The 24,938-nt window shown below is 38.3% G+C and carries 22 protein-coding genes and 1 pseudogene; 15 read left to right on the forward strand and 8 right to left on the reverse strand.

Features of this window, described 5'->3' with window-relative positions; genetic code table 11:
* The first annotated feature begins 12 nt into the window (after positions 1-12).
* Both menC and LXM54_RS11185 read left to right on the forward strand, forming a co-directional pair.
* On the forward strand, positions 13-1,137 hold the full coding sequence (gene menC, locus LXM54_RS11180) for an o-succinylbenzoate synthase (protein WP_233315257.1): 1,125 nt from the start codon (positions 13-15) through the stop codon (positions 1,135-1,137).
* 676 nt (positions 1,138-1,813) lie between these two features.
* Positions 1,814-2,735 (forward strand): annotated as a pseudogene (locus LXM54_RS11185) (glycoside hydrolase family 1 protein).
* A gap of 89 nt (positions 2,736-2,824) precedes the next feature.
* On the opposite strand, the gene LXM54_RS11190 reads toward LXM54_RS11185, so the two are convergent.
* Positions 2,825-3,775, reverse strand: a complete 951-nt coding sequence (locus tag LXM54_RS11190) for a site-specific integrase (protein ID WP_233315258.1) — start codon at positions 3,773-3,775, stop codon at positions 2,825-2,827.
* A 388-nt stretch (positions 3,776-4,163) separates the two neighbouring features.
* On the opposite strand from LXM54_RS11190, the gene LXM54_RS11195 reads away from it, so the two are divergent.
* From LXM54_RS11195 to phoU, 6 genes are all read left to right on the forward strand, one after another.
* Positions 4,164-5,054 carry a phosphate ABC transporter substrate-binding protein gene (locus tag LXM54_RS11195; RefSeq protein WP_233315259.1) on the forward strand — a complete coding sequence of 297 codons (891 nt, stop codon included), beginning with the start codon at positions 4,164-4,166 and terminating at the stop codon, positions 5,052-5,054.
* A 68-nt stretch (positions 5,055-5,122) separates the two neighbouring features.
* Positions 5,123-6,046 (forward strand): phosphate ABC transporter permease subunit PstC, encoded by a 924-nt coding sequence (gene pstC, locus LXM54_RS11200; RefSeq protein ID WP_233315260.1) that lies wholly within the window; start codon positions 5,123-5,125, stop codon positions 6,044-6,046.
* Positions 6,046-6,933 (forward strand): phosphate ABC transporter permease PstA, encoded by an 888-nt coding sequence (pstA, locus tag LXM54_RS11205; protein ID WP_233315261.1) that lies wholly within the window; start codon positions 6,046-6,048, stop codon positions 6,931-6,933. Before pstC ends, pstA begins: the two co-directional genes overlap by 1 nt.
* A 16-nt stretch (positions 6,934-6,949) precedes the next feature.
* Positions 6,950-7,708, forward strand: a complete 759-nt coding sequence (pstB, locus tag LXM54_RS11210) for a phosphate ABC transporter ATP-binding protein PstB (protein WP_233315262.1) — start codon at positions 6,950-6,952, stop codon at positions 7,706-7,708.
* A gap of 12 nt (positions 7,709-7,720) precedes the next feature.
* Positions 7,721-8,494: a phosphate ABC transporter ATP-binding protein PstB gene (pstB, locus tag LXM54_RS11215; RefSeq protein ID WP_233315263.1), complete on the forward strand. Its 774-nt coding sequence runs from the start codon at positions 7,721-7,723 to the stop codon at positions 8,492-8,494.
* Positions 8,495-8,507: 13 nt separating this feature from the next.
* Positions 8,508-9,167 (forward strand): phosphate signaling complex protein PhoU, encoded by a 660-nt coding sequence (phoU, locus tag LXM54_RS11220; protein ID WP_233315264.1) that lies wholly within the window; start codon positions 8,508-8,510, stop codon positions 9,165-9,167.
* A 203-nt stretch (positions 9,168-9,370) separates the two neighbouring features.
* Here phoU and bglA read toward each other — a convergent pair whose 3' ends face one another.
* Both bglA and LXM54_RS11230 read right to left on the reverse strand, forming a co-directional pair.
* Positions 9,371-10,810, reverse strand: coding sequence for a 6-phospho-beta-glucosidase BglA (gene bglA, locus LXM54_RS11225; RefSeq protein ID WP_233315265.1), 1,440 nt, complete (start codon positions 10,808-10,810; stop codon positions 9,371-9,373).
* A gap of 14 nt (positions 10,811-10,824) precedes the next feature.
* Entirely contained in the window at positions 10,825-12,723 is a 1,899-nt protein-coding gene (locus LXM54_RS11230) for a beta-glucoside-specific PTS transporter subunit IIABC (protein WP_233315266.1), read from the reverse strand.
* Positions 12,724-12,881: 158 nt separating this feature from the next.
* Between LXM54_RS11230 and LXM54_RS11235 the strand changes: the two genes are divergently transcribed.
* Together LXM54_RS11235 and LXM54_RS11240 are read left to right on the forward strand one after the other, a co-directional pair.
* A complete protein-coding gene (locus LXM54_RS11235; RefSeq protein WP_233315267.1) occupies positions 12,882-13,592 on the forward strand; it encodes a GntR family transcriptional regulator in 711 nt (236 codons plus the stop codon).
* Positions 13,593-13,673: 81 nt separating this feature from the next.
* Positions 13,674-14,954 carry a glycosyl hydrolase family 18 protein gene (locus LXM54_RS11240; protein ID WP_325169563.1) on the forward strand — a complete coding sequence of 427 codons (1,281 nt, stop codon included), beginning with the start codon at positions 13,674-13,676 and terminating at the stop codon, positions 14,952-14,954.
* A 47-nt stretch (positions 14,955-15,001) separates the two neighbouring features.
* Here the strand turns inward: LXM54_RS11240 and LXM54_RS11245 are convergent, their stop codons facing one another.
* Positions 15,002-15,274 (reverse strand): hypothetical protein, encoded by a 273-nt coding sequence (locus LXM54_RS11245; protein ID WP_233315268.1) that lies wholly within the window; start codon positions 15,272-15,274, stop codon positions 15,002-15,004.
* 110 nt (positions 15,275-15,384) lie between these two features.
* Positions 15,385-16,503, reverse strand: a complete 1,119-nt coding sequence (gene xerS / locus LXM54_RS11250) for a tyrosine recombinase XerS (RefSeq protein ID WP_233315269.1) — start codon at positions 16,501-16,503, stop codon at positions 15,385-15,387.
* A gap of 358 nt (positions 16,504-16,861) precedes the next feature.
* Between xerS and LXM54_RS11255 the strand changes: the two genes are divergently transcribed.
* Positions 16,862-17,695: a Cof-type HAD-IIB family hydrolase gene (locus LXM54_RS11255; protein ID WP_233315270.1), complete on the forward strand. Its 834-nt coding sequence runs from the start codon at positions 16,862-16,864 to the stop codon at positions 17,693-17,695.
* 50 nt (positions 17,696-17,745) lie between these two features.
* Here the strand turns inward: LXM54_RS11255 and LXM54_RS11260 are convergent, their stop codons facing one another.
* The gene (locus tag LXM54_RS11260; protein WP_233315271.1) at positions 17,746-18,762 is read right to left on the reverse strand and encodes a Gfo/Idh/MocA family oxidoreductase; all 1,017 of its coding nucleotides are present in this window, start codon (positions 18,760-18,762) and stop codon (positions 17,746-17,748) included.
* 169 nt (positions 18,763-18,931) lie between these two features.
* Between LXM54_RS11260 and LXM54_RS11265 the strand changes: the two genes are divergently transcribed.
* Together LXM54_RS11265 and LXM54_RS11270 are read left to right on the forward strand one after the other, a co-directional pair.
* Positions 18,932-19,795: a MurR/RpiR family transcriptional regulator gene (locus LXM54_RS11265; RefSeq protein WP_233315272.1), complete on the forward strand. Its 864-nt coding sequence runs from the start codon at positions 18,932-18,934 to the stop codon at positions 19,793-19,795.
* A gap of 43 nt (positions 19,796-19,838) precedes the next feature.
* A complete protein-coding gene (locus LXM54_RS11270; RefSeq protein ID WP_233315273.1) occupies positions 19,839-20,633 on the forward strand; it encodes a MurR/RpiR family transcriptional regulator in 795 nt (264 codons plus the stop codon).
* 24 nt (positions 20,634-20,657) lie between these two features.
* Here the strand turns inward: LXM54_RS11270 and LXM54_RS11275 are convergent, their stop codons facing one another.
* Complete coding sequence (locus tag LXM54_RS11275; RefSeq protein ID WP_233315274.1) at positions 20,658-21,641, reverse strand: Gfo/Idh/MocA family protein; 984 nt, start codon at positions 21,639-21,641, stop codon at positions 20,658-20,660.
* Positions 21,638-22,657 (reverse strand): Gfo/Idh/MocA family oxidoreductase, encoded by a 1,020-nt coding sequence (locus LXM54_RS11280; protein ID WP_233315275.1) that lies wholly within the window; start codon positions 22,655-22,657, stop codon positions 21,638-21,640. The genes LXM54_RS11275 and LXM54_RS11280 overlap by 4 nt, the downstream gene beginning before the upstream one ends.
* A 421-nt stretch (positions 22,658-23,078) precedes the next feature.
* Between LXM54_RS11280 and LXM54_RS11285 the strand changes: the two genes are divergently transcribed.
* Both LXM54_RS11285 and LXM54_RS11290 read left to right on the forward strand, forming a co-directional pair.
* Entirely contained in the window at positions 23,079-24,395 is a 1,317-nt protein-coding gene (locus LXM54_RS11285) for a PTS sugar transporter subunit IIC (protein ID WP_233315276.1), read from the forward strand.
* Positions 24,396-24,592: 197 nt separating this feature from the next.
* Entirely contained in the window at positions 24,593-24,883 is a 291-nt protein-coding gene (locus LXM54_RS11290) for a hypothetical protein (protein ID WP_233315277.1), read from the forward strand.
* Positions 24,884-24,938 lie beyond the last annotated feature (55 nt).

The following is a 24,938-nucleotide window of genomic DNA, read 5'->3' on the forward strand; positions in this document are numbered from 1 at the left end:
GAGTGTATGACCATGAAAATTGATAAAATTGTGTTAAGAAAAGTAGACATCCCGTTAAAAGCACCATTCGAAACAAGCTTTGCTGCAATGACTGCAAAAAAATGCATCATTGTTGAGATTCATGGCGAAGGGAAAATTGGTTATGGAGAATGCTCAGCATTTGAATTCCCTTTATACAACGAAGAGTTTGTAAATGGCTGTTGGGCAGCATTACAAGATTGCTTAATTCCATTATTGCTAAAAGAAGGAGATATAGCCCATCCTGACGAAACAAGCACTATCTTTGAACATATCCGTAAAAATAACTTAGCAAAATCATCTATTAACTGTGCGCTTTGGGATCTGTATGCAAAAATCGAAAACAAACCAGTTTACCAGCTCCTTGGCGGAACAAAATCACAAGTAGAAACAGGGGTCAGCATCGGTATTCAAAAGGATGCTGCTACAATGGTTAAAGTTGTGCAAGGCTATTTAGATGAAGGCTACAGACGAGTTAAAATTAAAATCAAACCAGGCAAAGATGTTGAAATTATGAAAGCTGTTCGAGAAGAATTCAGCGACATTATGCTGATGGCAGACGCTAACTCTGCTTACACACTAGATGATATCGAGGTATTCAAAGAGCTAGATAAACTCGATTTAATCATGATCGAACAGCCGCTTGATCATGACGATATCGTGGACCATGCAACACTACAAGCACAAATCAATACAAAAATCTGTCTTGATGAAAGCATCAACACAGTTGAAGATGCACGAAAAGCTATCGAACTAGGAAGCTGCGGTATCATCAACATTAAAGTAGGCCGTGTTGGCGGGTTGACAGAAGCGAAAAAAATCCAAGCACTTTGTGAGTCCCACGGTATTCCAGTATGGTGCGGCGGCATGGTAGATTCAGGTATCGCTCGTGCCCATAACATTGCTGCGGCAACATTATCAGGCTTCACACTGCCGAATGACATCGCAGCATCATCTCGTTATTACAACCAAGATATCATTAACCCAGCGATTGAATTAAACGGCACCTATGTAGATGTCCCACAACAAGCAGGACTTGGTTATGATATTGACGATTACGCACTAGATCAGTTTACTGTTGAAAAGAAAGTGGTTGTGAATGAGAGTGTAGCTGTCTAATAAAAAAAGTTCAAACTGAACTGTTATCACCAATGTAGAACAATGACCTTAGCTCAAGCTAAGGTCATTTGGTTTTTTGGCAAGCGTTTTGAAAATAAAAAGACAGAATGTGAGCGTTATCATGTTCTTATCCAGTTAATTTGACACTTATCAGCACAAGAAAAAAGTCTCCTGAAATTTTGATTTAATATTGTGCACCAAACCAGGTTGTCTACATATGATGTTAGGGAATTGCATGGAGGACATGCTGTTCAAAAAATACAATTCGCCTTTTGTATGGCAAATCCACTTGGTTCGCTTCCTTTCATTAAGTAGCCGCTCTTTTTGAAGAGAAGAGAGGGGCTGCTTTCTATACATATTTTACTCCTATTCCGCATCACTTTGACATAGCCTTTGTACATCCTATACATGATATAAATACACAGTTGAAGGATGAAAGATTTTCATTCCGAATATCTTAAAGAACCAATTAGTTAATTGGTTCTTCTTTTATTACAGATAAGACTTATATATTGTTCACTTTCCAACTTACGATAATATCGAAATCTACTAACCAATATATCCATAATAATCTGATACAGCACTGCATGTGTCTGAATATCTGTTTGGTGTGGGAAGTATATCAGCTGGTGCTAGTATTGAGCTTCCAACAGCAGATGAAAAGGTGGAGATTTAAATGACAGAGAAAAGCTATTTTCAAAAGGGATTTTTATGGGGTGGAGCGATTGCTGCAAACCAAGCAGAAGGTGCTTGGGATAAGGACGGTAAGGGAATGTCTGTGGCAGATGTGGCAATGTATAAGCCGAATATAGATAAAAGCGATTATGTCAGTCAGTGGCATGTTAGTCCAGAACAAATAGAAGAGGCCATGCAAACAGATGGTCCTGTTTATTATCCGAAAAGACGCGGCATTGACTTTTATCAGCGCTATGAAGAGGATTTAGCATTAATGGAAGAAATGGGCATGAAATGTTTGCGAGTATCTATTGCTTGGACGAGGCTTTTTCCAACAGGTACAGAAGAAGAGCCGATTCAAGCGGCTATTGATTACTATGTACGACTTTTTAAAGAAATGCGCAGAAGAAATATTGAAACACTTGTTACCCTGTCTCATTACGAGATGCCACTCTATCTAGTTAATCATTATGATGGCTGTGTTTCCCGTGAGGTAGTAGATATGTTTGTTACCTATTCGAAGGTATGCTTTAAACACTTTGGAGAGTATGTTAAGTATTGGCTAACCTTTAATGAAATTGACAGTGTTTTTAGACATCCATTTACAACAGTTGGTGTGGTAGAAGAAAAGTATGCGAGTAAAAAAGACGCAGAGGCAGCAATCTATCAAGCATTGCACCTTCTATTTGTCGAAAGCATTTTGAGCAAATGAACCTCGCCTGCAAGGAAGGAGTCGAAATGCTGGGCTATACATCATGGGCTGTATTGATATCGTAAGTGCGTCTACCTCACAAATGTCAAAACGTTACGGCTTTATCTATGTGGATGCAGATGATTTAGGAAACGGTTCTTATGACAGAATTAAAAAGGACTCCTTTTATTGGTATAAGAAGGTTATAAAGACGAACGGTGCAGAATTGTAACACTAAAAGAGAAATTGAGCCCACTCAATTTCTCTTTTTTTATGAAAAATCCGCCGGAAAAATCCGAGTTTCTTCCATTATATATACCCTCACAAATTTCGCAGCACACTACTCGCATTATTACGATATCTTTGCCCTGCCTGTACATACCGATCGACCATTTCTCTCGTCTTATGGCCAGTCTGTTTCATGATCGCAATATCGGTCATTCCCATCATCGCCGCACTTGTCGATAAGCCGCTTCGCAAGCTGTGTCCGCCAAACTGTCTTGGGTCCATACCGGCTAAGGCGACATACTTTTTAATGATTAAGGAAATCGACTTATCACTAAGTCTTCCATTTATATTGCCATGGCGATCAATGGAGCGGAACAACGCGCCGTTGAAAAGCTTTGCTGTTTCGATCCAATCCTCTGTTGCTTTGACAGGGCAATATTCATTATTTGAAAACACAACCCCTTTAATTAAATCATCATTTCTTGTTTTCGTGTCACGGACACTAACGTCCATGCCGAAATCATGAAATTCCAAATCATCGACATTAATCGCCACTAACTCTGACCGTCTGCTGGCAAGGGCAAAGCCTAATAAGATAATTGCTTTGTCGCGGACTCCTGCTAAGGTGGCAGTATCTATCTCACTTATTAAATCAGGCAGGTTTTGGAGCATCAATGCTTTCTTCGGTCTTTGCCGTGATCCTTTTTCTCTTCGTATCCCATCCATCAATGCAATCACTTCTAAGCTTTTCGTGGGACTGACATGCATGCTCATTTTATGTGCTTCACTGATAGATGCAATTCGTCTTCTTAATGTCGAGAATTTATGTGATTCAGCCAGCTCTGTTAAATAGAAGCAAATTGTTTCCACTTCGGCAGGGAGGGGGGAGACATTATGTAAGGCACACCAATCGGTGAAATGCTTCCAATCTGCATAATAGCTTTTTTTCGTATTATTGCTTTTCGAGTGGGAGATATAATAGTTTATCTTGTCCATTTGCTGCTTTGTAAATGCAGGGGTATTTTTATGATCTGGAACGAGCATTTGTTCCTCTCCTAACTGCTTTTCTTGACTTCCGATAACTATATATTATCGGAAGTCAGCTTAAATGAGAAGTATTTAAGCCATTTTTAAGTAAAAATTTCTTATTTAGCCATTGTTTTTTCCATAAAACAGAATGTTTCTGAGGAGCTCTACAAGGAAATTAGGTGAATGGTTATCCATTAAAGGAAAGTTAATTTCGTCAGAGAGCGAATCTCTGCATTCCTAATATTTGGTATAAAATGACTGCGATTGTATGCGATATTTTTAATCCTCGCATTAATAACTAATTATCTTGTAACACATACTAAGTTAGAAAAAATATTCCTTTCTACTAGAAGCAATCATGCCGGTAGTGAAAATATTTAAATATTTTATTGGAGGGCTATTAATGAAGAGCTTTAAAAGGTTTGGTTATGTATTAATGATTTTTGCATTAATGGTCATCGCTGCAGGATGCGGTGGCGGTAATGAAAATGCAGATAACGGTGACGAAAATTCTGGTTCCTTAGTTGTTTCTGGTTCCTCTGCTATGCAGCCGTTAATTGCTGCAGCGGCAGAAGAGTTTATGGCTGAAAATCCAAATGCAGATGTCCAAGTAAACGCAGGTGGCTCTGGTACGGGGTTATCTCAAGTATCTGAAGGTTCTGTTGATATTGGTAACTCTGATGTGTATGCAGAAGAAAAAGAAGGCATTAAGGCTGATGAGCTAGTGGATCATAAAGTAGCAGTTGTCGGTATCACTGCTGCCGTTAATCCGAATGTAGGAATTACAGATATTTCGAAAGAGGATTTAATTAAGGTTTTCACAGGTAAAATTACAAACTGGAAGGATGTTGGCGGTAAAGACCAAAAAATCGTCCTCGTGAATCGTCCTGATTCTTCTGGAACTCGTGCAGTCTTTAATAAATTTGGTCTCGATGATGCAACACCTGCAGAAGGGATAACAGAGGACTCGTCTAATACAGTGAAGAAAATCTTAACGGAAACAGAAGGTGCAGTAGGTTATCTTGCTTTCTCCTATTTTACAGATGATTCTATAACAGCACTGTCTGTTGATGGAGTTGAGGCAAAAGAAGAAAATGTGCAAAATGGAACATTCCCAATCTGGGCTTATCAGCATTCCTACACGAAAGGGGAACCAAAAGGCTTAACAAAATCATTTCTTGATTATGTGATGTCAGAAGACATTCAAAGCACATTGCTGAAAGAGCAAGGATATTTACCTGTAACAGAAATGAAGGTAGAAAGAGATGCTGAGGGTAATCTGAAGGATCTTTAAAAAATTGAACAGGGTAGATGCTTTTATATGCATTTACCCTGTTAAGCCATAAGGGGAGGTTTTTTAGCATGAGAGAAAAAACGATTCCTGCAAAAGACAGATTATTGAAATCAGCAAAAACAGGAGTAGGCAATGAGTTCCGCGGGAAAATTCTCGTGACATTATGTGCAATCATTATGATTGCTGTGACGATTTCTATTACAATTTTCCTTGGAGTAAAAGGACTGCAATCATTTATTAAAAACGGAATTAGCCCGCTCGAGTTTTTGACAAGCACTGATTGGAATCCAACGAATAAAGCCAATCCAAAATTCGGGGCATTTCCATTTATTTTTGGCTCCTTTGCGGTCACTTTTCTGTCTGCACTTGTCGCAGCGCCACTCGGTATAGGAGCTGCTATTTTCATGACAGAGATTGCTCCTTCTTGGGGGAAAAAGATAATTCAGCCTGTCATTGAACTGCTTGTTGGGATTCCATCTGTTGTGTATGGATTTATTGGATTATCCGTATTAGTGCCGTTTATTAGAGATAATATCGGTGGTCTCGGTTTTAGTTTACTTGCGGGAACAATTGTACTCTCCATTATGATATTGCCTACAATTACAAGTATTGCTACAGATGCAATGAGTTCTTTACCTAATAATTTACGGGAAGGTTCATTTGCACTCGGAGCTACTCGGTGGCAGACAATATGGAAGGTTCTTATTCCAGCAGCACTGCCAACTTTGCTTACAGCAGTGATTTTAGGGATGGCACGTGCATTTGGTGAAGCATTAGCTGTGCAAATGGTAATTGGAAATGTAAAGGATTTGCCATCTAGCTTTCTTGATGCAGCTGCAACATTAACAACGATTATTACGTTGAATATGGGCCATACAACATACGGCAGTGTGGAAAATAATACACTTTGGTCGATGGGACTGATTTTGTTAATTATGTCATTTATCTTTATTATCCTCATTCGTTATGTGTCATCAAGGAGGAAAATGTAATGAACAGTAAAACAGCAGACCGTGTTGCAACAGTTGTATTAGTTGCTATTGCCACCATCATAGTATGTATATTAGTTGGATTGTTTGCTTATATTTTATTTAATGGTTTACGTTATGTTTCCCTTGATTTTCTAACATCGCCTTCCAGTAATGTTCGTGCTGGCGGCGGGGTTAGGGACCAGCTGTTTAATTCTTTATATATTCTTGTAATTACCATGATAATTTCTCTTCCTCTTGGAATTGGCGGCGGAATATTTATGGCAGAATACGCCCGACCTGGAAAAGTAACCGATATTATTCGCTCTTGTATTGAAGTATTATCATCTCTCCCATCCATTGTTATTGGAATGTTTGGTTTATTAATGTTTGTGAACTTGACTGGCTGGGGATACACAATATTAGGGGGAGCTTTGGCGCTTACCGTTTTTAATCTTCCTGTTCTAGTCAGGGTAAGTGAAGATGCTATTCGAACTGTTCCAAGAGAACTGAAGGAAGGAAGTCTTGCTCTTGGTATTACCCATTGGCATACGATTAAAACAGTTATTCTGCCTAGTGCGTTTCCTTCGATTCTGACTGGTGCGATTCTTGCATCAGGGCGTGTCTTTGGCGAAGCTGCCGCCTTGCTGTTTACAGCAGGACTTTCCACACCAAGGTTAAATTATCTTGATTGGAATCCGTTTTCTGACAGATCACCGCTGAATATCTTCCGGCCTGCTGAGACACTGGCTGTCCACATTTGGTCTGTTAATACACAAGGCTTAATTCCAGACATTGAACAAGTTTCTAATGGCGCATCTGCGGTTTTAATTTTGGCAGTCTTAATTTTCAACTTATTAGCAAGATGGATTGGAACACTTATTCATAAAAAAATCACGGCAACGAAATAGAAGGCTGGTGAAAAAAATGAGCACACCTATTTTAGATGTAAAAAATCTCGAATTTTTTTATGGAGATAAGCGGGCAGTTAACGGGATTTCTATGCAGATTGAAAAGAATTCCATCACAGCGCTAATTGGTCCTTCCGGCTGTGGAAAATCAACGTTTTTACGGACTGTTAACAGAATGAATGATCTTATTCCAGGTGCGAGGGCACAAGGAGAGATACTGTACGAGGACATTAATTTATTATCAGACGATATAAATGTCGTTGCATTACGAAAGGAAATCGGGATGGTTTTTCAAAAGCCTAATCCATTTCCGAAATCAATTTATGATAATATTACGCACGCTTTGAAATATAATGGAGTAAGGAAGAAAGCAGAGCTTGATCGCATTGTAGAAGAAAGCTTAACGAAAGCCGCCCTATGGGAGGAAGTAAAGGACAGGCTTCATAAATCAGCTTTATCTTTATCTGGTGGTCAGCAGCAGCGGCTTTGTATAGCGAGAACCATAGCCATGAAACCAACTGTGATGCTCCTTGATGAACCGTCCTCTGCACTAGATCCGATTTCTAATGCGAAGGTAGAAGAATTAATATTAGAGCTGAAGAAGGATTATACCATTATCATTGTGACCCATAATATGTCACAGGCATCACGTATTTCGGATAAAACCGCCTTCTTTTTCTCTGGTGATTTAATTGAATACGATGTGACGGAAACGATATTCACGGCGCCTTCTAATCAGAAGACGGAAGAATATATTTCCGGCCGGTTCGGATAAGGAGGAAAAGAATTGTCTACAGATATTAGTACGAAGGCGATTTTCGATTGTGTCGATCTCAATTTATGGTATGGTGACCATCATGCATTAAAGGAAATCAACTTTCCTATTAATGAAAAGGAGGTTACCGCGATCATCGGTCCTTCCGGCTGCGGGAAGTCGACGTTCATCAAAACATTGAACTTAATGATCAAATATGTGCCGAATGTAAGGATGGCAGGAGAGATCAACTTTGACAAACAAAATATTTTAAGTGACAGACTGGATCTTGTTGAATTACGAAAGAAGGTAGGAATGGTATTCCAAAAGGGTAATCCATTTCCTCAATCGATCTTTGACAATGTTGCTTATGGACCTAGAATACACGGCATCAAGAAGAAAGAAGAACTCAATAACATTGTGGAAAGCTCCCTGAAGGATGTTGCTTTATGGGATGAGGTGAAGGATCGTTTGAACGGTCCAGCACTTGGCTTGTCAGGAGGACAGCAGCAACGATTATGTATCGCAAGAGCGCTTGCAACAAAGCCAGATGTACTGTTGATGGATGAACCGACGTCTGCATTAGACCCGATTTCAACCTTAAAGATTGAGGAATTAATTTTAAAATTAAAGGAAAAATACACAATTGTCATTGTTACCCATAATATGCAGCAGGCTTCAAGGGTATCAGATAAAACCGCCTTCTTTTTAATGGGTCAGCTTATTGAGCTGGATAATACGCATAAGATATTCTCGAATCCTGCCGATGAACGGACAGAAGGCTATATCTCAGGAAGATTTGGATAATGGGAGTGAGCTCATGAATATAAGATCAAACTTCGATAGTAACTTGAATCAATTAAAGGATATGCTGATGGAAATGGCCCGCCTTTCGGAGGTTTCCATCCAGGACAGCATCCAAGTACTTATTAAGCAAGATTTGGAACAAGCGAAACAAATTATTGACCGAGACACAGCAATTGATGATTTAGAAAATGATATTAATGATAAAGCCATATCTTTAATTGCGATGGAAGCACCTGTTGCAAGAGACTTGCGCAAAATTATTGTTGCTTTGAAAATATCTTCTGAAGTGGAGCGCATTGCAGATAATGCAGTGAATATCGCAAAATCAACATTGCATATCGGCAACGAAAAACTGATTAAGGAAATAGTCGATATCCCAAAGATGATGGATATGGCATTGAAAATGCTTAGCGATTCCTTACAGTCCTTTTTGCAGGAGGATGTTGCTCTAGCAAGACAATGTGCACAAGAGGACGATAAAGTGGATGAAATGTATGGCATGCTTGTTAAAGAGTTAATGGGCTATCTCAAGCAAAATCCTGATAATACAAACCAGATAACACAGCTTGCCTTTGTGTGCAGATACATTGAAAGAGTAGCAGACCATTCAACCAATATTGCGGAGCATGTTATTTATTTAGTTACTGGAAAGCGCTATGATTTAAATGCATAAAAAAACAGGAGCAGGATAGAATCCGCTCCTGTTTTTGATTATCGCAGCATTGTTAGTGTGTGAGGTGGGGGATGCGGCAACTTAATCATATTGTAGAGCATAAATATATCAAAAGTATGTCCGGATTTTGTTAAAACTTAAAATAAATGGCTGTAATAGAAAAAAACCTTATCCTGTTAAAAGGATAAGGTTTTTTTCTGTCATTAAAGAACTTCGCCGTTTGTTTCAATAACTTTTTTATACCAGTTAAAGGATTCTTTCTTAAAGCGTTTCATGCTGCCGTTGCCTTCATTATCACGGTCAACATAAATCATTCCGTAGCGTTTCTTCATTTCTCCTGTAGTGAAGGAAACGATATCAATGATACCCCAAGGTGTGTATCCGATAAGATCAACGCCGTCGTATTCAACTGCTTTTTCTAATGCTTCAATATGAGATTTCAAGTATTGAATTCTTTCTGGGTCATGGATAGAGCCATCCTCACTGATTGTGTCGATAGCGCCAAAGCCGTTCTCTACAATAAACAACGGAATTTGATAGCGATCATAGAAGCGGTTTAATGTATAGCGCAATCCTGTCGGATCAATTGCCCAGCCCCAGTCACTTGACTTAATATAAGGATTTTCTACACCATTTCGTAATGCGCCGTTAACGATGTTGCCAGTGTTGTCATTTACTACATCGCTTTTTACAGTCGTTGACATATAGTAGCTGAAGCCTAAATAATCAACCGTACCATTGCGTAATATCTCGTCATCGCCTTCTTCGAATTTGATATTATAGCCTTCTCGTTCAAATTCTTTTAATGCGTATTTTGGATAAACGCCGCGTACATGCACATCAGGGAAGAAGTAGCGCTGTCTCATTTCTTCTTCTGCAAGCATGATGTCTTCTGGATTAGAAGAGAACGGGTAAATAGGAACATGTGATACCATTGCCCCAATTTGGAATTCTGGATTGATTTTCTTGCCTGCAGAAACAGCTAATGCACTAGCAATCAATTCATGATGACCTGTTTGGTACATAACTTCTTTTGGATTTTCGCCATCTTTAATCGTAACACCAGAATTTGTCCATAAGAATAATGGGTTGTCTACATCCATTTGGTTATTAATTTCATTGAATGTCATCCAGTATTTCACTTTATCTTTATAACGGTTGAAAACAACCTCTGCGAACTTCACAAAATAATCGACGACTTTACGATTGCGGAAACCGCCGTATTCTCTTGCTAAATGCAATGGCATTTCAAAGTGAGAAAGAGTGATAACAGGCTCAATGCCATTGCTTAACAATTCGTCAAACACATTATCATAGAATTGCAAGCCTTCTTCATTCGGTGTAGCTTCATCACCTTTCGGGAAAATTCTGCTCCAGCCGATAGAAGTTCTTAGGCATTTTAAGCCCATTTCAGCAAACAATGCGATATCTTCTTTGTAATGATGATAAAAATCGATTGCTTCATGGTTAGGATAAAACTCATTTTCCTCAATCGTATCCGTGATTTTTCTGGCAACACCATGTTCACCAGCTGTCAAAACATCGACGACACTTGGACCTTTTCCGCCTGCATTCCAGCCACCTTCAAATTGGTGAGCAGCAAGTGCGCCGCCCCATAGGAAATCTTTTGGTAATTTACTCATGTTTGTATTCCTCCTCATTTAATTACTGTAAATAATGTTTGATTAAAAGTACAATTTTCCACTTTCTCGATGATAACTTCTTCGTAAGCGAATGTGTTAGTAACAATGACAGGTGTGATTGTCTTTAATCCTTTACTCTCAATATAGTCTTTATCAAATTCAATTAATAAATCACCTTTATTGAATTTTTCTCCATCTTTAACCTTGACGGTGAATGGGCTGCCATCGAGTGTAACAGTATCCAAACCAATGTGAATAAGCAATTCAACACCAGTGTCTGATCTTAGGCCTATTGCGTGTTTTGTTGAGGCAATCATTACAACAGTTCCTTCAAATGGTGCAATCACTTTATTTTCTGTTGGTTCAATGGCCATTCCTTGCCCCATGGCACCTGAACTAAATACTTCATCAGGCACTTGAGAGAGAGGAACAACCTTGCCGCTAATTGGAGAGTTAACAGTAAGCTCTGTGATCGTTGTTGCTGCAATTTCCGGAGCGCTTGATGTGTTAGTATTTTTTAGACTTGCTGTTTTGCTGCTGTCATTTGTTTCTCCATAACCGAAAATTTGCACAAGCACAACCGGAAGGATGATGGCAATTGCTGCCCCAATCAATATTCCCCAAACGGACATTGGATAGTCTTCATTGATGCCGTTTACGATTGTTAACGGACCAGGCAAGCCTGCATATGCAAAGTAGTATGGGTTAAAAAAGCTTGCTGTAATCGCCCCAATACCGCCGCCGATACATCCGAAGATGAATGGCTTTTTGAATCGTAAGTTAACCCCATAAATCGCAGGCTCGGTAATTCCGAAAATACCAGTTACGCCTGCAGACACACTAACTTTTCTTGTTTCTTGGCTTTTGGCCTTTAAGATTACCCCTAAAACTGCTCCAACCTGTGCGATAACAGCAATCGTTTGATAGGCTTGGAAGGAATCACGGCCGTATAAATCAAAGTTGGCCAATACCATCGGGGTAACTCCCCAGTGAACACCAAAGATGACGATAACTTGCCATAAGGAGCCGATGATAGCACCAGCAACAATTGGTGCATTTTCTGCCAAGAAATTATAGCCGTTAGCAATGCCGTTTGCGCCCATTGTTGTTAGCGGGCCAATAAGTGTGATGGTTAACGGTACCATAATAACTAAACTGAAAAAGGGAACAAATAATGGCTTGATTACTTCATTGATGTACTTATTTAAGAAACGTTCCAAATAAGACAAGATCCACACTAAGAAGAGCGGAGGTAATACGGATGAAGTATAAGTTGTTTCTGTTAAAGCGATTCCAATAAAGTTAATATTTGAACCTTCAGAAATTTGTGCAGCCATTTCTGCCCAAGTCGGGCTCACTAATGCAGCACAACAGGCCACTGCAATATAAGTATTTGTTTTAAAATGCTTGGACGCAGTAATTGCGATAAAAATCGGCAAAAAAGTGAATGGAGCCCAAGAAATAAAGCTCAATACTTGATAGGTGCCAGTTTCTGCGAAACTATCAAACAATAAGTTTATGATAATCAATAAACCTTGCAAAATACCAGCTGCTGCCAAGATATAAACAAATGGCGCAAACACTGCAGACATCGTGGCGATGATACGGTTGAGAATGGTTCCTTTATTTTCATTTTCCGTATGTACTGCATCTAAATTAATCAGATTAGAAAAATGCTCATAAACCTCTCCGACATGCTGACCAATTACAACTTGAAATTGTCCGCCGTTTTCTACAACCGTTACAACTCCCGGCATTGCAGAAATTTCTTCTTTCGCTTGCGGGTTAGAGCGCTTTAATACTAAACGCAATCTTGTCGCACATCTTGTTGCACTGACTATGTTGTCCTCACCACCGACAGCGCTCAAAATATCTTTAGCTAACTTCGGATAATCTCTAACATTTCCTGCCAATTTGTACCCCTCCTTCAATCCTTTATACGCTTACATTATAATTGTATCGGTATAATTTATCAAGTACCAACAAATTATTTTGTACCATCATAATGATAAATGAGATTTTTGCTGATTTATGCTATAATCCTTCTATAAATAATTAAAGAGGAATGTATATGTTAAAGTACCAGCAAATCGCAGTAGAAATAGAAAGATATATTGAGGACCATTCCCTCCAGCAAGGGGACAAACTTCCTGTCATCGAAGCATTAATGAATCAGTTTGAGGTCAGTAAAAGCACAATAACCAAGTCTCTTGATATGCTCGAGAAAAAGGGCATTATCTTTCAAGTAAGAGGCAGCGGTATTTTTGTAAGAAGACACCACCGCAAAGGCTATATAAGCTTACTTTCGAATCAAGGGTTTAAGAAGGATTTAGAGGGTTTTCAAATAACGTCACAAGTAATTGAATTCGATGTAAGAAAACCGACAGCTGAAGCTGCACAAAGCTTAAACTTAAAGGAGACGGAAGATGTTTACTATGTAAAAAGGGTAAGGTATATTAATGGGCAAACTTTATGTTTGGAAGAATCCTACTATCATAAAGGCATCATTTCCTACTTGAATAAAGAAATTGTTACTGAATCGATTTTTCATTATATAACAGAGGGATTAGGACTTAAGGTTGGTTTCTCAGATATGTATCTTCAAGTTGGGAAACTGGATGAGGCGGAAGCAGGTTATCTAGGACTAGTGAGTGGAGATCCGAAGCTTTCTGCTGAGACCATTTTTCATTTAACAAACGGCCAGCCCTTTGATTTTTCAAAGGTAACGTATAATTACGAGCAATCACAGTTCTTCCTCCAAGGAAACAGTCATATACTGTGAGTTCATAAACATACATGACCATATGATAAAACCTGTATAATCTTGAACATCTCCCATATAAATGGATTAAAAGGGGGTGTTATGATGACTGTTCATGTCGTAAAGAGCGGGGAAAATCTATGGTCAATTTCTGCTCGTTATAATGTGGCGGAAAATACGATTATTACTACTAACGGTTTAACTTCCTCAAGTATTGTGCCAGGACTTGCCCTGTACATCACAGATAATGCTTTACCTGTTCGTGCCTATAAAACAATTAACGGTGATAACTTATGGGAAATCGCACAACAATTTAATACAACCACTCCAGCTATCACGGCTGCGAATGAAGGCGTTTCTTTAAATCCTTTGCAAATTGGGCAAATAATTAATATACCCTCTCCGACCAAACTGACAATAAGCACACTTGGTTTTATTGTTCCATCCAATACAATAGCAAATCTTGCCACTATAAATTCCCTTGCTGCACAGCTAACGTATATTGCTATTGTCAACTATTCCTTCACAACGGAAGGCTATTGCTTTGCACAAACAGATGATAGTGCATTTATCAATCGATGCCGGCAGCTTAACAGCATTCCCTTATTAATGATCCGCAATTTTACAAGCAGCGGTTTTAGCCCAGAACTTGCGGGTGCTGTTTTGGAGAACGCCGTATACCGGCAAAACTTAGTATCGAGCATTGTTAATCTCACAAATACTCGCGGCTTTGGAGGCGTAAGTATTGATTTTGAGTTTATTCCGCCAGCTCGCCGCAATGATTTTAATTTATTTTTACAAGCATTAAAACAACAGTTAGGAAGTTTGTTATTGAATGTGAATGTCCACGCCAAATCGGCAGATCTTCCAGCAAACCGGATTGTTGGAGCATATGATTATGCAGCTATAGCCAGGAGTGCGGATTTAATGGCATTGATGACCATTGATTACGGCTACCCTGGCGGTCCGCCTGAACCTGTTTCGCCTATTGCCTTTGTCGAACAGGTTGTTGCCTATGCTTTAACATTGGTTAGTTCCGAGAAACTGATGATTGCAATGGCGCTATATGGATATGACAAAGTAGTCGCTACAAATGCGACACAAGGGGTATCTGTCCTTGCCGCCCAAAATACAGCAATATCCTTACTTACAGACATTCAATACGATAATGCCACTAAATCTCCGTGGTATGAATACTGGTCAGGAAATAATCAGCATATCGTCTGGTTTGAAGATATCAGGAGTTATCTAGAAAAATACAAAATAATCGACGTAAACAAGCTTGCTGGAACAACCTTTTGGCAAATCAGCTTGCCGGCACCGCAAAACTGGGCCTATCTACAAAGAGAAGTAACCATCATCAAAGGAGCTAACAGCCTTTAAACAATTAGAAAAACCCCGGCAAGCAAACCGAGGTTTTTTTAATTGATTTATCTTTCATAAGATGATAACGCATGGCTAACAGCATTATATGCTTCTCCAAACGCAGCAGATGAAGAAATGTCGCCTGAAATATTTAATTCATTTTTTGCATGATTCGCTTGTGCCAATGCGCGAATCATATCTTGCAGCAGTGTTCCTTTATCACCGTAAAGATCTTTTGCTGTTTCTAATAGTTCAATACTTGCTGTTAAGTCATTTGCTCCAGGTTGGTCAAAGGTTCTTTCCAGATTTTCTTTTACTTGCTCGAGTATTTCCCTCATAAACGGCACACTCCTTAAAATTAATCAAAGGTATTTTGTGCGAAAAGAAAGAAGCTTATCCTATAGAAACAGAAGGAGAAAAAGCACTCCTGGTAGTCAGAAGTGCCTGGTTATTCGTCCTTATTTTGGCGCCGTTTATCCATTAATTCTGCAGCCATTTTTGCTTTTTCCCTCGATGTGTTGATATAAAGCAGGGAAATATCTGATTGGGTATGGCCTAATTGGTTCATGATTAAGGGGATATCACCGCCGGTATGCTCTGCTAAATTGGTTGCATATGTATGTCGCAATTTATGGGGTGACATCCGCTTATCAAAGGACTTCGTATATTTATATACAATGTCCTCAACTGCTCTGTTTGTTAATGGTTCGGGATTCCCTTTATACAGTTTAATGAACAAATACTCGTTTTCGCCGCTGCCTGCCTTATACTTAGTCGCTCTCACTTCCAAGTATTTAATAACATCCTGGAGAGAGGAGGGAGTAACAGACACCGTGTCCTTTTTGCCTCCTTTGCGAATGACACTGATTTCGCTTGCTGCTAAATCAACATCCTTTAAGCGAAGGGAGGTTAATTCATTTACACGAATACCGCTGCCAAGGAATAGGGACAGTATCGCAAAATTCCTCTCTTTATCCCGCTTATAATATCGCAGCTCTGCAGGTGTTAATGTTTCCTCATAATGATGCTCGATATAATGTAGGAACTCGACATCATTATCGTTAATAAAGATTTTTTCCGTTATTTTTCGCGCTCTTTCATTAAATGTTTCTGAGACTTTTTTTATCGGAATTTTTTTCATCACATTACGGTGAAAATAAGGTTCACCACCATCAACCTCTGCTTCTAATGACAGGTAGTTGAAAAGAGAGCGGAGGGCTGACTTTTGCCGATTAACAGTTTTCGGACTGATTTTTTTTGTCACATCATCTTTTTCCGTTAGTTTGTACTTTTTCCTTGCTGCATATTTGAAGTAGTTCTGCACATCAGAAAGAGGCAGAGCGCCTAATGCTTCCACTGGAATTTCCTTCATGCACTCGCAGGAAACAATACCTTCTGCAAGCAGCCAGGAGAAAAACTCTTTATAATCCCTCACATAATTAAACAGAGTAAGAGGCGAGCGAATATCCAATTTATCGTCTACATATTCAACGACATAATAAGGCATTTCCTTCAGCAATTCCTCAAGCCGTTTTTCATACATTTCATGTTGTTTTGTTATTGCCATGATCACACCTCATATCAGGAATAAGATCTATTGCCTGAATTTTTATTTCTGTACATCCACCAATTTTATAGGCATCAGCTCTTACCGAATTTATCGGTTTACTTTATTAAAACGGAATGATAAAAGACTCCTAATTTGGTATATATGTTTATTTTATCAAACAGAACATTAGTTCGTCTATCGGAAGTGTCTATAAATAATACTTTTTTTGGAGAAGCCCGGGGAATATTTTTGAAAGTGATTTAAGAACCATATGTATTTACTATATAATAAGTATAGCAAAGAATAATAAATATTTCTGTTTATATTACGCATAGAGGAAAGAATGGCATAATTAAACAATAGAGTAGGTGTGTTTATGCAAAAAATTATTTTTTTGGATATTGACGGAACACTTGTAGATGACAATGGCATTATACCAGATTCAGCTAAGCTTGCTGTTAGAAAGGCGAGAAGCAATGGGCATTTCGTTTTTCTTTGTACGGGACGTTCTAAATCGATATTGTTTCCGGAAGTATTAGAGATTGGCTTTGACGGCATTGTTGGTGCGGCAGGCGGTTATATTGAGCTAAACGGAGAAGTGCTGTTTCATGAAGTTATAAAAAAGAATAATCTTCAATTGGTGGTGGACTATTTTAATCAGCATGAAATTGAGTTCTTCTTAGAAACAAATGAAGGCCTATTTGCGAGTAAAAGCTGTAAAGACAGCATCCGTGCACTGATTGATACTGTTTTTGAAACACAAACAGCACAAGCAGAATTACGGAAGTCGATGCAGTCATTTTATAACAGTATCAGTGAAGCGGAAGACTTAGTGAGAGATGATATTAATAAAATTGGGTTTTTAGGTTCTGCTGTTCCGATTGAGCGTATTATGGAACAATTTCCGTCTGTTTTTACTGTCATTCCTAGCACCGTGCCTTTCTTCGGAACTAACAGTGGAGAGGTGTCAATCTTTGGAATCCATAAGGCGTCGGCCATTGAAAAGGTAATCGAGCATCTCGGCCTAGAAAAAGAGCATACATACGCATATGGTGATGGTTCAAACGACATCGAGATGCTTGAATTTGTTCAATACGGTGTAGCAATGGGCAATGCTAAAGAAGAAGTGAAACGGGCAGCTAACGATATTACCGACAGACATGACGAGGATGGTATATATAACAGCTTTAAGAAATATGGGTTAATATAAGTAAAAAAGAAACCTTCATTGACTGTGAAGGTTTCTTTAAGTTAAACATCTTACTTACATTGCTTAATTCCTTGTTCAAGTATTTCCATCGCCAAAAGTGTTTGCTCATCTTTAATTTGTTTGTCTGCTCCATTGATGATAGCGTTATAAATATCATCATAGACGCGACCATAATCTCCAACTTCGGAAACAACCTTTTCTTCGTGATAAACTCCCTGTTCATCCATATATGTCAAGGTGCCGTAATGCTGAGGTAAATCGATTCCGAAATCAGCATGGTGTGGCATATAAAACAGCTTTAAATGTTCCTCTTGTCGATCCTCTGTTTGTTTGACAAAAACACCTTTTTTACCATAAAGGACAAAACTAGGACGCTGTACCAAACGAAAGAAGCTAGATTTGACGGAAACCTTCAGCTTGTCATAATAAAAATCTAAATCAAAATAATCGTTCATTCGGCCAGTACCAAGAAGCTGTCTGACATCATAATGGATATGGTCAGGCTTACCAAAATAAGAAATTACCTGATCAATCGTATGGGTGCCATGGCCGTATAAATAACTATGATAGTAAGTAAACGTATGAGTAGATTCTGGAGTTTCCGGTCTAAAATAATCATAATGCATTTCTACTTCAAGCAAATCGCCTAATTTACCGCTTTCCAAAACTTTTTTTGCTGTTAAGAAGTCGGAATCATAGCGGCGGTTTTGATAACACTGGGCAATCAAACCTTTCTCCTTAGCAAGAGCAAATATTTCTTCTGCTTCTTCCTTTGTCAGCATAAACGGTTTTTCCACTAGCACATGCTTATTATGCTCGAGTGCCATTTTTGCATATTCGAAATGCGATTCTACTGCTGTATTAACGACTATCAACTGAATTTCTGCATCGTTCATGATTTCAGTAAGATTAGTAGTATAATGAATAGAAGGATGTGCTTCCCAACTATCACGGTCAGGATTCCTGCGGTAAATAGTTTTTACCTTAATGTTTTCACGCTGTAGTACAAAAGGCAGATGATAACGATTTGTACTTTTACCATTTCCAATATAACCGATTGTTAACATGCTTCTCACTCCTAATTAGCTCTTGATAGCTTTAATTATATGGGTGCGAGGGGAAGAATGCTATAATCATCTTTGAAAACGCTTATTTAGGTAAAATAGTTCCGAATTTTTTGTTCATACTTTAAATATATTGGAAAAATAGTTCAGAATTAAAGGAGAATGGAGCGGCTTGTTAATAAAACAGATTGCAGCATATACAAAATTCACAACAACAGAGCAAACTATTGCAGAATATATACTCGCAAATACAAGCTCGATGGAAAATATCTCGATTCAGGAATTAGCGAAACGAACCTTCACTTCTAATGCTTCTATTATTCGTTTTGCTCAAAAAATGGGATTTAGGGGCTTCAAGGAGTTTAAGATTCAGCTGTTGAAATCAATCGAACAACTTGATGGACCGCAAAAAGACATTAATCCAAATATCCCTTTTGAGGACCATTCCCCGCTGATGAAAATAAGTGAAGATATGATGCATTTAACACAGCAAGCAATTAAAGAAACGTATCAGCTCTTAAATGAAGCACAGCTTATGGAAATGACTAAACATTTATATAATGCCAAACGTATTTTCCTGTTTGCGGCTGGTGATTCTCAAATTCGTGCCGAAAGCTTTCAAAATAAACTTTGGAAGATTAATAAATATGCTATTCTTGCTAAAGAGCGAGAAGAATGGGCATTAAACGCTGCGAATTTATTAAGAGATGACTGCGCCTTTTTCATCAGCTATGATGCAAAAGCTATGAATGACTTAGTTGCAGCAAGATTGATAAAAGAGAGAGGCATTCCTATTTTGTTGCTGACATCATATCCTGACAGTGAGCTCGGAAAACTGGCAGATGTAATTATTACCGTATCAAGATTAGAAACGAAGGAAACAGAGAAAATTTCCACCTATTCTTCTCAAGCAGCATTTGAATACATATTAAATGTATTATTTTCCACTCTTTATCAAATGGAATACCAGGAAAATCGCCAAAGACAATTATGGAGAGCAGAAGTGTTACAGCAATTCGAAGAGAAACCTTTTTAGAGGATGTGCCAATGTTCGGCAGTAAGAGAAGGGGAAGTATGAAATGCTAATTAAAAAGATGAAATACAGCTATAATTTAACGTCACAGGAGCAGTATATCGTAAACTATATACTGGAAAATCCGACAGTTGTATTTAACGCAACAGCTAATGAACTGGCTAAATTAACTTTCTCCAGTTCCTCGACAATTGTTCGTTTATGTAAAAAACTAGGTTTAAAAGGATATCCTGACTTTCAGCTGAAATTGGCACTTGAATATAAGCAAGACGGGAAAGCAGAAAAAAAACACACTGATTTCTCTGAAACCAAAAGCAGCATATACGGGATAGATTTAGTTCCAGGGTTTTATGAACGAGCATTTACCGAAACGAGAAGAATGTTTAACCATGCCAGTTTAGAACATATAATCGAGTGGTTAAGAACCGCTGAACGGATCGATGTTTATGGTGTTGATATCAATTATTATATCGCCCAGCAAGCTTGCGCCAAATGGAATGAAGTCGGCATGATGGCAGTTGCCTATAACAGTGCCAATCAGCATTATTTAACTAATCTCAAAAATACGTCATCTACTATTTCTTTTGTCATTTCCCATACAGGAAGAAACAAAGCAATGATTGATATTGCAAAAAGGCTTCAGAACAATCATATGAAGGTAATCGGTATTACCGGGAGCCGCGATTCTGCATTAGCAAAATTATGTGACGAGGTAATCATGACATATTCTTCTGATAAGCAACTTGAGTTATCTAAAATCTACAACATGATGTCATCTGTTTATATTTTTGATGTATTGTACATGAATTCCTTATTACTTCAACAAGAAAAAGAGAGCTGAAAAAAATTTCAGCTCTCTTTTCTGTTAAATATTATCTGCCGCGAAAATAATATTAGCGTCCATGCGCGCTTCTACCACTTTTTCCATAACAGAACGACTATAATCAAGCAAGCTATAGCAGCGGTTATAATCCTTCGTTTTATAGATGTCATTAAACTTGAGCAGTTCATAGTATAAATTGTTCATAGATGTTTGCTCATTAAATTCTGTCTTAGCTTCGTCATTGTGAAGAATTACCCGTCTGCAGCCATTTGCTCCGTTTTCAACATGAATATAGCCTTTTTCTCCTTGAATCATCACAAAGTTCTCGCTGCGAGTATCCTTTGCACCGGCACACACGGCAATAAAGTCTGGATAAGTTAATAACAGGACGCCAGATGTATCGATACCATTTGAATGTTTATTGGCGGTATAGCTCAGTTTCTCTGGGGTACCAAAGAGACCCATCACAAAATGCAAGTTATAGATATTAATATCAACGAGAGAGCCGCCAGAGAACTGCGGATTAAAGACGTTTGGTGTCTCGCCGGCAAGCAATGCATTATATTTGCTGGAATATTGACTATAGTTGCATTGGACAAGCTTTATTTGCCCAATTTTATTGATATTTTCTTTTATAATTTGATAGTTTGGCAAATGGATGGTTGTAATTGCTTCAAATAACATTAAGTTATTTTGTTTTGCTAACGAGATCAATGTATCTGTTTCTTGAAGGGTAGAGGTAAACGGTTTTTCACAAATCACATGTTTCCCATGCTCCAGCGCACGATAAGCCTGGTCAAAATGGAGACTGTTTGGTGATGCAATATAAACGATTTCAACAGAGTCATCGGCAAATAAAGCATCTAAGTCGGTATAGATTTTATTTACTTCATATTTTGCTGCAAGCGGCTGTGCAGTTTCCTCTTTACGGGAGTAAATTGCCACACACTCTGCACTTGCTATTTTCTCTAAGCCTTGTAAAAAGGCCTCAACAATAAACCCTGTACCTATTGTAGCTATTTTCATTGAGAACACCCCGATTTCTTCGCTGCTTCCACACCATCATTTAATATTTTTAAAACGGCTAAAACTTCTTCATCTTTCACTGGCTTTTCTGCACCAGTTTTTATACTTGCATATAATTTTTCGTAAAGAATACCATAATCGGTTATTTCAGACTTAACCGATTCATTATGCTCTATCCCATTTTCATCAATATAGGAAAGCTCTCCCCAATTACTTGCTGGTTCCACTTCAAACGATGCTTTTGTCACACCGTCTGGATTTTTTTGCTGATGACCGCTGCTGTATTTTATAAAGCTGCCTTTGTCGCCATGGACAATAAACTTCGGATGATTAATCTTTACAGCTAAGCTGCATTTTACCGTAGTCTTTAACAGGCCGTAATGGAAGTCGATATCGACATAATCATCTGATTCTCCTGGATGATTTATACTTCTAACATCATAATGAATTGCTTCTGGCTTACCGAATAAGGAATACAACTGGTCAATCGTATGAACCGCTAATCCGTGCAATAAGCCAAAACCCTTTTGGATATGCTGCGGATTAAAGTAGTCATAATGGGACTGTATTTCAATAAGTCGACCAAGCACACCACTGTCGATTACTTTTTTCAATGTAAGAAAATCACCATCAAATCGTCTGTTTTGATTGGCCATCGCAATCAGTCCTTTAGACTTAGCCAAGTCGAAAATTTCCTCTGCCTCTTCCACAGTTGGCGCAAATGGCTTTTCCACAAGGACATGCTTATTGTGCTCTAACGCTTGCTTTGCATAGGCAACATGACTGTCAACATGAGTACAAATAACGATTAATTCTATTTCATCATCATTTAATACCTCTTCGAAGCTTGTTGTGAAGCGGATATCAGGATACCAGGCTTCTCGTTCTGTATCTCCAATACGATCTTCTTCTCTTCTAAAGATACTTTTCACGTTAATCTGATCTTTTCTTTCTAAATATGGTAAGTGATAATTTACGACGGCATTTCCAAAACCTACAAACGCTATGTTTAACATATGAACTCTCCTTTGCAATTTCTTAAAATAATCATAGCATCGAAATGACTATTAAAAACCTATCGTTGTCATTATGGTGATATCTTTCTAAATGCAGTTGAGACCATACGAAACTTGAAATCTGATTTCATTTCCCAAAATATAAATGAGGAAAAAAGTAAAAAGATTAAAAGCCAAAGAACCGCTAATTCATGCTATTTATGTAATGAAGATGCTTGCTGCGAATTGGGAAATAATAAACCCTTTTTTACGCTTAGAAGAGGATAACCATTTATCAGCAGCAGAAATAACAAAAACCTCTCTAGACAAATAATTGAGCAGTATCCTATAATCCGATTAAGAAAGATAGCGCTTACAAGGTTGTTGTCGACAAATAACCAACATGCAGGTAGTGTAACTGAATAAAAGGGGAGAGGTTAAAATGATTAAACCTAAGACATCATTTTTAGAAAGAATCTCTAATATTGTTGTAAATCGATTAGCCGGACCAATGGCAAAGTTTGGCGGTATCCCCGTTGTTGCCGCTGTAAAGGATGGTTTAGTCGCAATTGTTCCTATTGTGATTATTGGAAGCTTGTTTTTATTACTAGCTATGCTCGGTTTACCAGGTACTTTCAGTGAAGGGGCCCTTATCCCAGCATTATCTAGTCTAGCTCCAAAGCTGCTAGTGTTTTTCCATATAACCATGAATTTTCTCTCGTTATATGCTGCTGTTGCGATTGGCATGAATTATGCCAAACACTTTAATATTGATTCCACTAATGCTGCCTTATTAAGTGTAGCGGCATTCTTTTTGATTAATATAAATGATTTAACAAATGGGATGGATGTGACGAATTTTGCTGCAGGAGGATTATTTGCAGCAATTATCAGCAGTTTAATCAGTATTAGAATTTACCGATTTTTTTTGGAAAAGAAAATTACCATCCGAATGCCAGATGGGGTACCGCCAAATGTGACGAATGCGTTCGTTGCGCTCATACCGTTTTTGGTCATCTTAACGGTTTTATGGATAGTCCGTTCTATACTGAACTTTGATATCACAGTTTTTCTGAACTCCGTGTTAGGGCCAGTATTCAGCGGCACAGATAGTATTTTCGTGTATGTACCAAGAGTGTTTATCGGACTTTTGCTTTGGTCTGTTGGCATGCATGGAGATAATATGATAGGACCAATTTTTGAACCATTAAAACTGCAATGGGTAGCGGAAAATGCAGAGGCTTTAGCGAATGGAGTTAACTTAAAGGATTTGCCTCATGTGTGGACGACAGTGGTCGAACGAATCACAATCTGGCCTGCTGCTGCGTGGGGAATTTTGTTCTGGATGTGGCGCTCTAAATTAAAACAAGCTAGAACGTTGGCAGGCATTGTAACACCTGCAGCTGTATTTACAATTATTGAACCAATTGTTTTCGGCTTGCCAATTGTGTTAAATCCTTTTTTCCTTATCCCTTTTATCCTATCAGGGACCATCGCAGCTATAGTAACTTACGGGGCATTTTCCCTACATCTTATAAATAGAGTCTTTGTTGAACTGCCATGGGCTACTCCGCCGTTTATATCAGGCTATGTTGCCACAGGCGGTGACTGGAAGGGAGTGCTTTTAGTTATTATCAACTTTGCTATCGGCATAATCGTATATTATCCTTTCTGGAAAGCCTATGAAAAAGCTGAGAAACAAAAGGAAAGCGTAGAAAACGAAAAAACAGCAAATAATGATTCAACTTTATCTCTTTAATTTGAACATTGGGAAGGACCTATTTCTAGGTCCTTTCTCATATTTTTACGATTGGATTAGGAGGTCTTACTACATAGGACCCTCTTCCTCAGGAACGGATTCCTATATATCTTTACCTAGATAATAGGTATGATAAATCTATTATACAGAAGAGTAAAAACAACTTAGTCTGGATTCATCAAGGAGGGTTAACATTTATGATTGAAATGACAGTAGACAAAAAACCAGTTTTAATAACTTTATATGATATGGATAAAAATTATCTGAAAAATAACTTACGAAAAGAAAAAGCTTTTAAAGTACCTACTGCAACTGGAATGACTATTATGGAAAGCGACTATTTATGTGATTTGATCATAGATGTTCAATCTAAGGATGAAATCAGGCAATTAGTTGATATGCTCAGAACAATCAAAAAACGAAATATGCCGGTTAGATCGTTATTTCAAACGTTAGCAATCGGATTAGTTTCTAAAGGGATTCATTAACCACCATTTATTTGTAGTTATCCCTTAATACTATTAGATAAAAATTGTATATCTA

Source organism: Bacillus sp. Au-Bac7 (assembly GCF_021341655.1).
Classification (GTDB): domain Bacteria; phylum Bacillota; class Bacilli; order Bacillales; family Cytobacillaceae; genus Niallia.